This is a genomic window from Teredinibacter turnerae T7901 (assembly GCF_000023025.1).
Lineage (GTDB): Bacteria > Pseudomonadota > Gammaproteobacteria > Pseudomonadales > Cellvibrionaceae > Teredinibacter > Teredinibacter turnerae_B.
In genome coordinates, this window is sequence record NC_012997.1 from 4420849 (window position 1) to 4434017 (window position 13169).

The 13169-nt window shown below is 51.0% G+C and carries 13 protein-coding genes; 4 read left to right on the forward strand and 9 right to left on the reverse strand.

The window, feature by feature from the left end:
* Nucleotides 1-5: 5 nt before the first annotated feature.
* From TERTU_RS17765 to TERTU_RS17775, 3 genes are all read left to right on the forward strand, one after another.
* Nucleotides 6-473 carry a GNAT family N-acetyltransferase gene (locus TERTU_RS17765; RefSeq protein ID WP_015819370.1) on the forward strand — a complete coding sequence of 156 codons (468 nt, stop codon included), beginning with the start codon at nt 6-8 and terminating at the stop codon, nt 471-473.
* 99 nt (nt 474-572) lie between these two features.
* Nucleotides 573-1061, forward strand: coding sequence for a nucleoside deaminase (locus tag TERTU_RS17770; RefSeq protein ID WP_228378187.1), 489 nt, complete (start codon nt 573-575; stop codon nt 1059-1061).
* A 2-nt stretch (nt 1062-1063) separates the two neighbouring features.
* A complete protein-coding gene (locus tag TERTU_RS17775; protein WP_015819671.1) occupies nt 1064-1603 on the forward strand; it encodes a hypothetical protein in 540 nt (179 codons plus the stop codon).
* 106 nt (nt 1604-1709) lie between these two features.
* Here the strand turns inward: TERTU_RS17775 and TERTU_RS17780 are convergent, their stop codons facing one another.
* The 7 genes from TERTU_RS17780 to TERTU_RS17810 form a co-directional block, all read right to left on the reverse strand.
* Nucleotides 1710-2336 (reverse strand): DUF6933 domain-containing protein, encoded by a 627-nt coding sequence (locus tag TERTU_RS17780; protein WP_015820348.1) that lies wholly within the window; start codon nt 2334-2336, stop codon nt 1710-1712.
* Between the two features lie 78 nt (nt 2337-2414).
* The gene (locus tag TERTU_RS17785) at nt 2415-3104 is read right to left on the reverse strand and encodes a hypothetical protein (RefSeq protein WP_015820590.1); all 690 of its coding nucleotides are present in this window, start codon (nt 3102-3104) and stop codon (nt 2415-2417) included.
* A 264-nt stretch (nt 3105-3368) separates the two neighbouring features.
* Nucleotides 3369-4733, reverse strand: coding sequence for an aldehyde dehydrogenase family protein (locus tag TERTU_RS17790; RefSeq protein WP_015817113.1), 1365 nt, complete (start codon nt 4731-4733; stop codon nt 3369-3371).
* Nucleotides 4717-5967, reverse strand: a complete 1251-nt coding sequence (gene doeA, locus TERTU_RS17795) for an ectoine hydrolase (protein ID WP_015817874.1) — start codon at nt 5965-5967, stop codon at nt 4717-4719. Before doeA ends, TERTU_RS17790 begins: the two co-directional genes overlap by 17 nt.
* Nucleotides 5964-7211 (reverse strand): aspartate aminotransferase family protein, encoded by a 1248-nt coding sequence (locus TERTU_RS17800; RefSeq protein WP_015818340.1) that lies wholly within the window; start codon nt 7209-7211, stop codon nt 5964-5966. The genes doeA and TERTU_RS17800 overlap by 4 nt, the downstream gene beginning before the upstream one ends.
* A 54-nt stretch (nt 7212-7265) precedes the next feature.
* Entirely contained in the window at nt 7266-8426 is a 1161-nt protein-coding gene (gene doeB2 / locus TERTU_RS17805) for a N(2)-acetyl-L-2,4-diaminobutanoate deacetylase DoeB2 (RefSeq protein ID WP_041590309.1), read from the reverse strand.
* A gap of 578 nt (nt 8427-9004) precedes the next feature.
* Entirely contained in the window at nt 9005-9592 is a 588-nt protein-coding gene (locus TERTU_RS17810) for a YceI family protein (protein ID WP_015817495.1), read from the reverse strand.
* 198 nt (nt 9593-9790) lie between these two features.
* Between TERTU_RS17810 and TERTU_RS17815 the strand changes: the two genes are divergently transcribed.
* Nucleotides 9791-10141, forward strand: a complete 351-nt coding sequence (locus TERTU_RS17815) for a GFA family protein (RefSeq protein ID WP_041590310.1) — start codon at nt 9791-9793, stop codon at nt 10139-10141.
* 165 nt (nt 10142-10306) lie between these two features.
* Here TERTU_RS17815 and TERTU_RS17820 read toward each other — a convergent pair whose 3' ends face one another.
* Both TERTU_RS17820 and typA read right to left on the reverse strand, forming a co-directional pair.
* The gene (locus TERTU_RS17820; RefSeq protein WP_015818668.1) at nt 10307-10714 is read right to left on the reverse strand and encodes a hypothetical protein; all 408 of its coding nucleotides are present in this window, start codon (nt 10712-10714) and stop codon (nt 10307-10309) included.
* Nucleotides 10715-11053: 339 nt separating this feature from the next.
* Nucleotides 11054-12877: a translational GTPase TypA gene (gene typA, locus TERTU_RS17825; protein WP_015819067.1), complete on the reverse strand. Its 1824-nt coding sequence runs from the start codon at nt 12875-12877 to the stop codon at nt 11054-11056.
* Nucleotides 12878-13169: the final 292 nt, after the last annotated feature.

The following is a 13169-nucleotide window of genomic DNA, read 5'->3' on the forward strand; positions in this document are numbered from 1 at the left end:
AATCAATGAGTACAGTTAGTGTGGATGACCTTGCTGACGGACAGGTGATTGCACTATTGCAGGAGCATCATAAAAAAATGCATGAATATTCACCCCCGGAGAGTATTCATGCATTGGACACAAATAAATTTTACAACCCAGCGCTGACATTCTGGAGCGCACGCGAAGCCGGCGAATTACTGGGTTGCGGCGCCTTATACGCACTGTCGGACACTTCGGGCGAGATAAAAGCCATGAAAACAAGCGACACCCATTTGCGAAAAGGTGTCGCCAAATCCATACTCAATGAGATCATTCTGGAGTCAGGGCAACGCGGTTACACACGACTTTACCTGGAAACAGGAACACATGCCGCTTTTTTACCCGCGATTAGCCTGTACAAAACTGCGGGATTTGTCGAATGCGCGCCATTTGGCGACTATAACGAAGATCCGTACAGTGTGTTCTTCGTTCGAGAACATCAACAACCGTAGAAACAGCCACCATCGTCAAGACGGTCTATCTTACTGATTATAATTTTGGCTAGAGCGAATTAGAACCAGGGCCTGTTTAGGAATAAGATTACAGCCAGGATGAGTTATCCAGGAGACCAGTTTGTTATGGCAATTCACGAACTGCAAGTAGGCATAGACGCAACCTATCAACAAGCACTAAAAAGTTTTCATGAAGGCGGCGTCCCCATAGGCGCGTGCATTATGCAGGCGGGCCAAGTTGTCGCAGTGGGACACAATCACCGAATACAATGCGGTAGTAATATTCGTCACGGAGAAACTGACTGCATCGAAAAATGTGGTCACACCGTCGATTTTAGCCAGGTGACGCTGTTCAGCTCCCTGACACCTTGCCTGATGTGTACCGGAGCAATAATACTTTACTCCATACCACGAGTAGTCATTCTCGACAATATCAATATTCACGACTATGAAACAAATCTCGACATGTTACGAGAACGAAACGTCGAGGTTAAAATTCTCAACCATGAACCGTCGATAGAGCTAAACCGGCAATTCCAGCGTTCTCCAGAAACACGTACATTGTGGCTTGGAGACGTTGGCGAGTGAACATGTTTTCAGGCGAACGACGGAATTTTCATCCAGAGAGTCGAGCATATGTCGAAGCTTACATCCAATTTTATGCGCGTCGGGTTGGACAAGAGGCTGCAGGCTCTGTCGGAGATAACGAACCTATCGCGATCTCGGCAAAAACGCACTTGATCGATCACCTGTATAAATATTTGGATACGCTGGATTCCAAATGTTCTGCATTACTTGCTTTTTGCGGGCTCACCCTAACCGCTATCTCGCTAATGATAGCGTTTTACGAAAGCAAAGCCCCAAAATACGATTTTGTACTGCAACTTATATTTGTAGCCGTATCAATATCATCAGTGATTGCCTTAACCGTAATCAATGTCCACTGGTCCAGTGCGGAAGACCTAAGAGGACGAACTCTAGACGAAGCCTGCAGATCCTACTACACGACAATGCGATCAAGAACACAACGTTTTATTCTTGCTCGCGCATTAGTACTGGGGGCAGTTATCTGTCTTGGCGGATATGTTTTAATTGATTTGCTCGGCACTCTCCATGCAAAAGCTTTCTAAGCCCATTAAATAGCTTTCTAAGCCCAAACAACAGTTTTACCAGGCAGCGAAGTTTATGCAACGCTTCTCTGGCAACTTTCAACTAAACCCATTAGGTTGTTAAAATTTACTTGCGATTGCGCCCAAAGTCGACGCGTACAATATTGGCTTCTTCGCCAAGAATTTCCGGCATAACCGGGGAATCATCAGGGAGTTCAGCGATTAGGTTTAAACACAGGTTCGCCATGCGTTGGGCCGGGTTAAGCTTCATGGGCTTATCGGAGCTTGATTTGCGATTATTAAATTTGAGACCAAACTCGAATGCCTGCCGCCCACTGCTAGGAAGATCTTGCCCTTCAAGTAAATAACGACGCTCGAGGCTTTCGATCACTTTTAATATTTTACCGTCTTCTATCGGCTCAGGGTCTAACTGCACCTGTTGAGGCGCAACAATTTTGGCGAGCTTGCGAGTGAGTTCCTGCTTCTCGTAAAGCTTGGCTTGCTTGCATAGGGCCAATGCTTCGCGGAACAGGCGGTCGCTAAAGAGCGCGGGAAAGCTTGTAAAATCGTCGGCGCTAAGGTTGCACAACACCAACACGTAGCCAGTAAAAATTTCTTGCGCGACAACGCAACGTTCAGTCCCTATAACTGCCAACTCAGCTCGCCAACTGAATTCTGCCGTTGTGCTCGTCGCGGGCCGGATGTGTGCACCGAGCGGCTTGGCGAGGGTTTTTGAAATATCAATCCGAATCACGCTTCCCCCCCCCGTGGTTCTATGCCTCGATTACTGAAAGCGAATACGCGATACATACACAGCGGCAGAGCAACCATGTCAGGACGCCTCAACAACAGAGGGTAACACGCTGTCACGCCGCGCCAGCGACAACTGGCCCACACCCACTTTATTTAACAAGTGATGTAACTGTGCCCGCCCGCTGTCACCCTTACCTACTAACCAGCGCAGTTCTTCTGTCGTTAGAAGCGTTGCTGCCACTAACGAAACTTCTCCCTGAGCCATAGGTAACGACCGCATTTTCGGTGGTATATGCAACAGCACGCCTACCAAGCCGCGACCGTCTTTAATATGTTCAATGTTGAAACGCAATGAGAGGAGGTTGCCCGCACGCAGCTTATCGCACAGCCGAGGGTACATCGCCAATGTATGGCTAATTTCCGCAATCATGGGAAACAACCATGTATCGGCAATTGCCATTGGGTTGTCTTCAAGGAAAGCCACATCCGGAGAATTCACGAAAACTTCCAGGCCCAGTCCATTTGAACTTAATTTGGTATTGGTCCATGGGTCCGAAAGGCCATCGGAGATTATGCCCGCGGTGTCGCCATGGCCAAAGGCCAGCCAGGCCGCATTTGACGGCCAATCGGGCCCGTCGTTCATTGGCCCCATCATTGATGTGAGCGCGTAAAATGGCCCGCTAAAACACGCCTGCAAATGCTCGCGACGACTTTCGCTCGCACACTTAAGTCGCTCCGCATAGCTGGCATTTGGGTTGAAATTTTCCATGGCAATATCGAAATCGTGTTGTTGTCATACAAGAAGTATCGTCGCACAGCGCAAGAAACGGCTTCCCCACTGTGGCCAACAAAATAAATCGACAGCAAAATTCCGACCAGCGATAAATCCGGTCGGCTAACATATTTCCCTATAAAATCAGCATGTTATATAAACGCTGTTTGTTATTGTCGATCTTAAATTGTCACAAAGCCGACAATACTACCGCCACTCAGTCACCCCCGGAACGCAGCTAAAGCACTTACTACTACCGTGTTAAGCAATCCATATTTGCTTTACATTCACAAATTCACGTATCCCTTGCGGCCCAAGTTCCCGACCGTAACCACTCAAGCCAATGCCACCACTCGGCAGCCGTGGGTCCGTTTTAACAATGCCATTCACCGCGACCTGGCCCGCCGCCAGGCGGTGTGCTGCCGCTTGGGCTTTATCGGCGCTCTGCGTCCAAATGCTCGCACCCAATCCATAGTCCGTGGTATTCGCCAACTGCATGGCTTGCTCGAAATCGTCGGCTTTACTCACCGCGAGCACCGGACCAAAAGTCTCTTCAGTGAACGCCGTCATACCCGGCTCGACATCAACCAGCAGCGTCGGTGGGTAGAAAAAACCGGGCCCACTCGGCAGATCTCCGCCACATAAACACCGGGCGCCCTGAAGCAGGGTCTCGCTAACCTGACGGTGCAACTGCTGCTGTAAGTCATCGCGCGCGATGGGACCTAAAGCCTGCGAGTCTTTAATTGAAGGGTCGCCCGTGGTCAACGCAGAAAACCGCTGGTAAAGCCGTTCACACACAGACTCGTACACGGCGGCTTCCACAATAACCCGCTTAACCGCAATACAGGACTGACCGGCGTTGATCATCCGGGACAGGGTGATGACATCGCAGGCTGCATTGAGATCAGCATCTGCCAGTACCACACAAGGGTCAGATCCGCCCAGTTCTAACACGGCAGGTTTTAAACCGCTTGCCGCCAGCGCCGCCACTTTTTTACCCGCCTGACTGGACCCGGTAAAGGACACCGCTTTTATACCCGGGTGCGCAATGGCATCGGCCACCAAACCATTGTGAATTGGCAAGTTCTCCACTATACCGTTGCCCAACCCTGCATCGGCGAATGCCTTGGCAAGTATGGCGGCAGTAGCAGGCACATGTGGATCAGCTTTCATCACACAGGTGTTTCCAGCCATTAACGCCGGGGCTAAAAATCGCAGGGCTAGCCACACCGGCGCATTCCACGGCAAAATTCCGAGCACCGTACCCAGCGGCTGATAACACACGTAGCTGTTCGATGCATCAGAGGCAAGCGTCTCAGGCTTGAGAAAGTCAGCGGCGTTTTGCGCATAGTATTCCGCACACCACGCCGATTTTTCGACTTCAGCAATGCCTTCACGATAGGGTTTGCCCATCTCGCTGGCCATCGTCAAGGCCAGCGGTTCCGCCTGCTCACGCAAAGCGCTGGCTGCGTTCTGCAACGCAGCAGCGCGCACCGATAATTCGGTATCACGCCATGCGGGGAATGCCGCCACTGCTCGTTCAATAACCGCATCGCTCTCCTCTGCCGAAAAACCGACAACAGGCGGAAGGCGTTCCCCCGTGGTTGGATTAACAGGTGCCAGCATCTTCTACCTCCTTTTCTCCTGATTTCTTGCGCGCGCGTGATAAGTCGATACACGGAGAAGCTTGCGCAGAAGCCGGCTTGACCACGAAATCACGCTCCAGCGAGAAAAAGGATTCACACCCTTCTTCCGTAATATGAATAGTGTCGGAAATTCCGCAGGTTTTATCGCCATCGACCGCCCACATCCAGGGAATAATGTGAAAAGTCATACCCGGCTTAAGTACAGTCGCATCACCCTGCTTCAAGCTGACAATATAACCTTCGTCCCAACTGGGAGGAAATGCGATACCAATCGAGTAGCCAGAACGGGTAATCAATCGCGCCCCCACAGTGTTATCACTAATAATATTACGCACCAGATTGTCCACATCCGATACCGTCATGCCGGGTTGCACAATCTCGTGTACCGCATCCAACGCACGCTTCATGGTGTCTTGCGCAATCTGCATGCTCGAACTTAATTTACCTAGCACAACTGTGCGCATCATGGCCGTGTGGTAACGGCGGAAGCAACCGCCCACCTCGAGAAAAATATGCTCATTTTCCTGCACCTGGCGTCCCTCCCAGGTTGCGTGTCCAATCATTGAGCGTGGCCCTGATGTCACATAGGGCAATACCGCTGGCGGCTCGCCTCCCGCGCGAAACATGCCCGCACTAATCGCCGCCCCAATTTCATTTTCAGTAGCGCCCGCACAGCAGGCGTCCATGCCTGCAAGCATACCGGCTTCGGTGGCCTTTGCGGCTTTGCGCATCAACGCAATCTCAACAGGGGATTTACAAATCCGCCCTTCCTCAACAATGCCAAAACAATCCAGCAGCTTGCCGTCTTTTAGCGTCGTGTGAATAACATCCTGGTGGTATGCGGGAAAAAAATAACTGTTACGTTCGTAGCCGATGCGTTTGTCCGACAAGCCGAATTCGCGCAGTGCATCCACCAACATTTGAATCGCGTCGCCCGTATCCGGGTAAGGCCGGGTGACCTCCACCCAGGTTCGCGCAATCACGTTGGACTCTTCCAGTGCGCGGGTAATCATAAACGGCTCGCTGTGGAGCGGCACGACCAGCGCCTGAAAAAAGGAATAACCGGTGGTTTGGTAATCGGTGAGGTACATAATATTTTCTGGATCAGAAATAACGACTGCATCCAGGTGGCGCTGCTCAATTCTCTGGCGTAACTCACTAAGCCGACGTTCGTATTCTTCGGGTGGAAAAGTCATATCATCGCGCTTTTTCATGCGGCTTCCTCCATCACGGTGCGCGCGGCCTCACACAATATGTTCAGCCCGGCAATTAAATCCTCATTCGGAATTGTTAACGGAGGAATCAGTTTTATAACACTACCGCCAATACCACAGCTCGCAACAATAAGGCCCTTTTCAAAACACTGTTTAACCACCGAACCCGCGCGAGTACCGTCACCAAAATCGAGCCCCATGATCATGCCCTTCCCACGCAAGCTAAGACTGGAATCTTCCGCCAACAGCGGCTCCAGCATTTCCTGCATTAGCCTGGTTTTATCCGCAACGGCCTGCATGAGTTCATTATCAGCAAAATATTCGAGGCCGACCTTCCCCGCAATAAATGATAAGTTCTGCCCGCGGAATGTGCCCGTGTGCTCGCCAGGCGACCAGCGTTCATCGCACTCGGGGCGCACCAGATTAAATGCCAGCGGCGTCCCCATTCCGCCAACGCCTTTGGCCAGACAAATAATGTCCGGCGCAATATCAATATCGTCAAAACTGAAATAGCTGCCGGTGCGACCACAGCCCACTTGAATATCATCCACAATAAATAAGGCTCCCAGTTCGGCAGCGAGCTTGGCCAACTGTTCAAGCCAGGATTTTGCCGCAATATTCACCCCGCCCTCGGCTTGAATGGTTTCCACCATAAATGCCGCAGGTGCGCGCTCCGCCGAACGGCTATAGCGGTCACGCAGTGCAGAAATATTCTGTTCGGCCTCAGCAGCATCAACACAAAATGGTTCGTGGCATACGTGCGCCAAAGGAACGCCCGCCGCGTTGCGAAAATAGGGGTTTGCGGTTGCCGCGAGCGCGCCTAATGTCATCCCGTGAAATGCTTGTTGGAACGCCACAATGGTATTGCGCCCGGTTACCCGTCGCGCCAGTTTCATCGCCGCTTCCACTGCATTGGTGCCCGTTGGCCCAGTAAACTGCAGTCTGTGTGGCATATCCCTCGGTGCTAAAATAGTTTTGCTAAACGTTTCAATAAACTCGGCTTTCGCCTGAGTTTGCATATCCAGACTGTGCACCACGCCATCACGCTGTAAATAATCGATCACGGCATTTTTCATCAACGGGTTATTGTGACCGAAATTCAGTACACCAGCGCCAGCAAAAAAATCAATATACTCGCGACCATCGGTATCCGTTTGACGGGCGTTGGCAGCAGATGCAAAAGTGACAGGGTAAACGCGACTGTAAGCGCGAATCGCAGACTCGCGCTGTTCGAAAATAGACATGATTAAATTCCTCGATTTACGATGAGAAGAAAACGCAAAAAATTTATCGAGGAATCAAGGTGGGTTGCGCATACCCGTCAGACGACAAAACCAGCGGCAAACATCATTTATTAATTTATCGTTAAAATCGTAATGGGGGCTATGGCAGGCATGAACAGCACCACGGCCCTCATGACTACCTATAAGCGCAAAAGCACCGGGCTTTTCACGCAAATAGTAACTGAAATCTTCCGATGCCATAATCGGTAGACTGTGGGCAACGTTGAGCGCGGCAGGCCCATAGAGAGATTGCCAAAGCTCACGCGCGCGACCCGCTTGTTGCGCATGGTTTATGGTGGCACCGTACCGCTTCACCTGTTCAATAGTGGATTTCACACCATAGGCCTGCGCGGTACTGTCGGCCACCTCGGTTATCCACCGGGTAATTTGGGTTCGCGTATGTTCGTCTGGCACGCGAATACTACCGGAAAGCTCGGCATACTCGGGTATAACTGTTGGTGCACCGTGCGCCTGAAGATTAGTAACGCTGATAACAGCGGCTTTTTGCGGTGACAGCCGACGGCTGCAAATTTGTTGTAATGCGAGCGTTATGGCGCTGGCCGCCAGCACGGGATCAGCGCATAGCTCCGGCTGGCTCGCATGGCCTCCGCGACCGTGCAGCTTTATTTGGAAAGTACCGTTGCCGCACATGACGACGCCATCCGGACACGCCAAAACACCGTAAGGCAGCGCTGGCCAATTGTGCCAACCGTAAATTTCTTCTACATCGTCTAATGCGCCATCGGCAATCATTTCGCGAGCGCCGTGGCCGCCTTCTTCTGCGGGCTGAAACAGTAAAACTATTTTGCGGGGAACATGATTTTCATAGCGTTTTAACCAGCGCGCTGCCGCAATTAACGTGGCTGTGTGGCCGTCATGACCACAGGCGTGCATGCAGCCGGAGACTTGAGACTGCCACTCTCTGCCCGTCTCTTCTGCGATAGGTAACGCGTCTATGTCGCCGCGCAATGCAATGGCGGGACCGGGTAATTGGGGATTTATCCATGCGACCGTTCCTGTGTTAGCACATTTGCGCCACGGGATACGCAACTCGTCCAGTTGTGTACGGATTGCAGCTGCCGTGCTGTGTTCATGCCACGCAAGCTCTGGCTGCGAATGCAACATGCGTCGAAACGCTTGAGCATAGGCTATGTTGTCTTGCCATTCGCGTGACATAAAAATATCTACCCTTAAAAAATCGTCTGAAGAACGCCTTTCCGCCGGCATACTGTTCTAGACAACACGCCTAACAGGGTGTTCAAAATCCGTGGCAGGCACTGCGCCTGATGTAATGTTATTTCTTAAACCCGTATCCGGTGAAAATAAACATCGATCGTTGCATTCCAGGCGAGAGGCCAACTGATAAAATCCAGATGATGACAAAAGTAATGGGCAAATAACGCACCAAATAAAATGGAGGTTTAGGAGAATTTTCAGCGGAGACCGATAATTTTCTTTAAAATCATAAATTTGAGTTCACCAAAACACTTAGGCTCAAACATACGACTGACCGTTTTTCCAGCTAAAAAACGTAACTGCGCGATCCCATCGCATCATGTTGGTGCAACATTTCGGTAATAGAGGTTTTTGAAAATATGGCGAACCCACCGATCGGTTAGCGCAAAAGCTCGAGAATTACGATTATTTAGAAGAGTGTTAGTGCGAGAGAATCTGACGCCCCAAATAGAGCGCCAGATAAAAAAATATATGCGTGAATTTGCGCGTTATAGCGTATTAGAACCTATGCTACCGTGCTATTTAGTTTTTTCTGAAAAACTTAGATCAACCGTAACCGGTACGGAGGTCGCAATGGAAGGCAGTGCAGCAAGTTCTTTTAATTTAGCGATACCACCGGTCAAATCGAAATCAGCGGCGTTTATTAATACTGGCTTGTGGGTGAGCACGCGCACGCCGCCAGCTTTCGTTTTGAAGACCGTTAGTGGCCAGGTTTTCTCCACAGACTTACCATGTAAACTCATAGTCGCATCCACATCTAACACACGAATATCGCCAGTTTTCATTGAAGCCAATACCTTGGCAGGAAATTTTACTTTAATCTCGGCAGTTGCAAATTTAGTTGTTTCAAACAGAAATTTTTGCATCCGCTCATCGCGAATCGCAATACCAGAATCAACGGAAGCGAGGTCAATCAAAAGAGTCGCGGTGCCGTCTACAGCGATATTTCCTGAAAGCTGTTTGAATTGATGCACTTCACCGACGGAATCTTTTTTAACAGATACAAAGTTAACGGATGACTGTTTATCGTCGAGCGACCAATCCGCAAAAGCAGACGCGCTGAAAGTCAACGCGCAAAGTATAAATGTTCGATAAAGTGCGTTCATACATAACCTCTTAAACTACATGGAATTTTGATATGGGTAACCGACCAGGAGCAACATCAGTTCGACCACAGGAGTGCGGACTAGTTTACCCCGAGCCTGTGACGGAAAGCTGCAATCGACCAATGAAATAACACGACGACGCTAAGTACCTGAACCGAGTGTACAATCTGTACGCCCAATTCATTGCGAGAGCGTTACATGAGCACCCTGAAAATCCAATGTCATTGCGGCGCAATCCGCATCACGGCCCCCACACCCACACAAATTACGCGCTGTAACTGTTCGATATGTCACCGATACCAGGCGCTCTGGGGCTATTTCAGTCCACAAGACGTGACCGTATCGACTGCGCACGATGTGGAGGCCGCCTACGCTTGGGGAGATAAAGAGCTGGCGTTTATCCATTGCCAAAATTGTGGTTGCGTGACTCACTACCGCACCATTGGCGGGGAAGGCGCTCCACGTATCGCGGTTAATTTTCGTATGGCAGAGCAGGAACAGATCAACGCAGTTCCACTACGTGAGTTCGATGGAAAAACAATGTTGTAATAACCATCTTGCAATAACGATGTTGTATTGTTGCAGGAACCTCAGCTTAACCAGTAGTTTCTTAGCGTGACCTGTCGCGCCCTACAGGACTTACAGGAATCACCAGGTTAATCGGAGGTTCCTACAGTAAAACAACGGCCAGAACACCGTTCTGGCCAGCGAGACTTAAGCGCCCAACCCCAGTTGCTGGTATATGGTCGAAGCGAGGCCCATAGCACCAATCACGCGCTCAGTTGCATCGGCGCTGCAGGACAGCTCGGCTTGTTCAGCCGCGGTTTGCATCCAGCTTTTCTGATAGCTGTTGAGGGTGGACTGCGGGATAAAACCCGTCTGCGTCATAAACACATTTATTGAGCTGACATAGCCTTCAAATCGGTTGGCCTTCTCCTCAGGAAGAATGTTGCACTTCCTGTTTAAGGCAAGCGCGGTAGAAATCTGCGGGTACGCATTCAAAAACTGCGTTAACAGACTCATGGTATTTACTGTGTTACCCATTCCACCACCGGAAGAGTTTGGTCCCCCCGTGGCACAACCAGCGAGTAAACAGAATACTAACGCGTATATTTTTTTCATTGTGATTTTCCTGAACGTATTTAACTGAAGCTAAGCGTGGCTGCTGCGCCTAAATCGCCCCATAGGTCGAGCGCTACGTAGTTTGAGCCATAATTAAGCGCTGTCAAACCCTTGCCGCCGAGAATGCTACCTGAATAACACCGTGCACATTTAATGACGTGAATACAGCTCGTGGAGTGGAGCGATCAACACGCGGAGCATATTTTGAATCGCCGCGAAAAGGTTGGAATATTCTGAGGGTACTGAATGAATTCAGTTGAATGGGCGGTAGACAAATAGCGTGAAATCGTACTCATCTACCGCCGGGAATATCAGCCTGCCCCGGTGAGCAGGCCTGGCTTATTTACCGCCTGCGGCGTTTTTCGCGCGCTTGCGGTCGTTCTCGGTGAGCAGTTTCTTGCGTAAACGAATGCTCTCCGGGGTCACTTCCACCAGTTCATCGTCTTCAATAAACTCCAACGCCTGCTCCAGGGTATGGCGTACGGGCGGGGTGAGCGTCAGCGCTTCGTCGGTGCCTGCTGCACGAATATTCGTCAACTGTTTGGCTTTGGTTGGGTTGACGACCAGGTCGTTATCACGGGAGTGCAAACCCACAATCTGACCTTCGTAAATTTCCTCACCGTGCCCCAGGAACAAGCGGCCGCGGTCCTGCAGATTGAACAGTGCATAAGCCAGTGTTTTACCTTTAACCATGCTGATCAAAACACCGTTCTGGCGGCTGGTCACATCACCGGCTTTTACCGGGCCATAGTGGTCGAAAATACTGGTCATAATCCCTGAGCCAGAGGTCAGCGTTAAAAACAGTCCACGGAAGCCGATCAAGCCGCGTGATGGCACAATAAACTCCAGGCGTACTCGGCCTTTGCCATCCGGCTCCATGTTGGTCATTTCCGCCTTGCGCAAGCCCAGTTCTTCCATTACAGAACCTTGATGCTGATCTTCCACGTCGATAACCACGTTCTCGAACGGCTCCTGAATTTCACCGTCTACCTCGCGCTGAATCACTTCCGGACGGGAAACACCCAGCTCGAAACCTTCGCGACGCATGGTTTCGATAAGTACAGACAAGTGCAGCTCACCGCGACCGGAGACCACGAACTTGTCAGCGGTATCACCCTGACGCACGCGCAATGCCACGTTGTGGATTAATTCCTGTTCGAGGCGATCTTTAATATTACGCGAGGTCACGAACTTACCTTCCAGGCCAGCAAACGGCGAATCGTTTACCTGGAAAGTCATACTTACAGTTGGCTCATCGACGGTCAGTGCGGGCAGCGCCTCAATCGCATTGGGGTCACACAGGGTGTCGGAAATACCGAGCTTGTCGATACCGGTGATACAAACGATATCGCCAGCGGAAGCCTGATCCGTGTCCACACGCTGCAGGCCGTGGTAACCCATCACTTGCAAAACTTTCGCTTTGCGTTGTTTGCCGTCTTTATCGACAACCACAACCTGCTGGTTGGGGGACAGACTGCCGCGCGTAATACGGCCAACACCAATAACGCCGACATAGCTATTGTAATCCAGCGCAGAGATCTGCATCTGGAAAGGCTTGGCTTCTTCTACGGGAGGGTGAGGAACCTTATCCACAATCATCTGGAACAGCGGCGTCATGTCTTCCGCCAGGTTGTCTTCTTCCATGCCCGCAATACCGTTCAGGGCTGAGGCGTAGACGATTGGGAAGTCCAGCTGGTCTTCGGTGGCACCCAGGCGGTCGAACAGGTCGAACACCTGATCCATTACCCAGTCAGGGCGTGCGCCGGGGCGGTCGATTTTGTTGATAACCACGATAGGGTTAAGACCACGCTCGAACGCTTTACTGGTCACAAAGCGGGTTTGTGGCATAGGCCCGTCAACCGCATCCACCAGCAGCAACACGCTGTCCACCATCGACAATACCCGCTCTACTTCACCGCCGAAATCGGCGTGCCCAGGGGTATCCACAATGTTAATTCGGTAGCCATTCCAGTTGATGGCGGTGTTCTTGGCAAGAATGGTAATACCACGCTCGCGTTCCTGGTCGTTGGAGTCCATGATCCGCTCGGAGCTTTCGTCCTTGCGATCCAGGGTACCCGACTGCTTTAACAACTTATCGACCAGGGTGGTTTTACCATGGTCAACATGGGCAATAATGGCGATATTACGCAACTTCTCAATCACAGGGAGGGCCTCATTAAACGGGGTCTGCTCAAAAGGCGCGCATTATAGCGCCCGCTATAGGGCGAAGATAGGGATTTACGCGCGGGAATTGGCCCGCACGTTGACTTTTTCCGCCAACGCTCCCATATAATTCGACGTCTTACCTCGCCATGACAGGCACTGCCGGGCACATAACCCAACTCACGGCCAAATCCAGTCGCGAGCAACCGGCTTATCAGAGCACAGTTTTGTGTCGATTTTACGCCTGCGGCGACCCATTGCGACCCACAATATGGTTCGCAAACACCCGAAT

Coding starts and splice junctions, on each gene's coding strand:
- doeB2 (WP_041590309.1), bottom strand. CDS start 8,426: ATGTCACGCGAATGGCAAGACAACATAGCCTATGCTCAAGCGTTTCGA.
- TERTU_RS17765 (WP_015819370.1), top strand. CDS start 6: ATGAGTACAGTTAGTGTGGATGACCTTGCTGACGGACAGGTGATTGCA.
- TERTU_RS17775 (WP_015819671.1), top strand. CDS start 1,064: ATGTTTTCAGGCGAACGACGGAATTTTCATCCAGAGAGTCGAGCATAT.
- TERTU_RS17810 (WP_015817495.1), bottom strand. CDS start 9,592: ATGAACGCACTTTATCGAACATTTATACTTTGCGCGTTGACTTTCAGC.
- doeA (WP_015817874.1), bottom strand. CDS start 5,967: ATGAAAAAGCGCGATGATATGACTTTTCCACCCGAAGAATACGAACGT.
- TERTU_RS17790 (WP_015817113.1), bottom strand. CDS start 4,733: ATGCTGGCACCTGTTAATCCAACCACGGGGGAACGCCTTCCGCCTGTT.
- TERTU_RS17785 (WP_015820590.1), bottom strand. CDS start 3,104: ATGGAAAATTTCAACCCAAATGCCAGCTATGCGGAGCGACTTAAGTGT.
- TERTU_RS17800 (WP_015818340.1), bottom strand. CDS start 7,211: ATGTCTATTTTCGAACAGCGCGAGTCTGCGATTCGCGCTTACAGTCGC.
- TERTU_RS17820 (WP_015818668.1), bottom strand. CDS start 10,714: ATGAAAAAAATATACGCGTTAGTATTCTGTTTACTCGCTGGTTGTGCC.
- TERTU_RS17815 (WP_041590310.1), top strand. CDS start 9,791: ATGAGCACCCTGAAAATCCAATGTCATTGCGGCGCAATCCGCATCACG.
- TERTU_RS17770 (WP_228378187.1), top strand. CDS start 573: ATGAGTTATCCAGGAGACCAGTTTGTTATGGCAATTCACGAACTGCAA.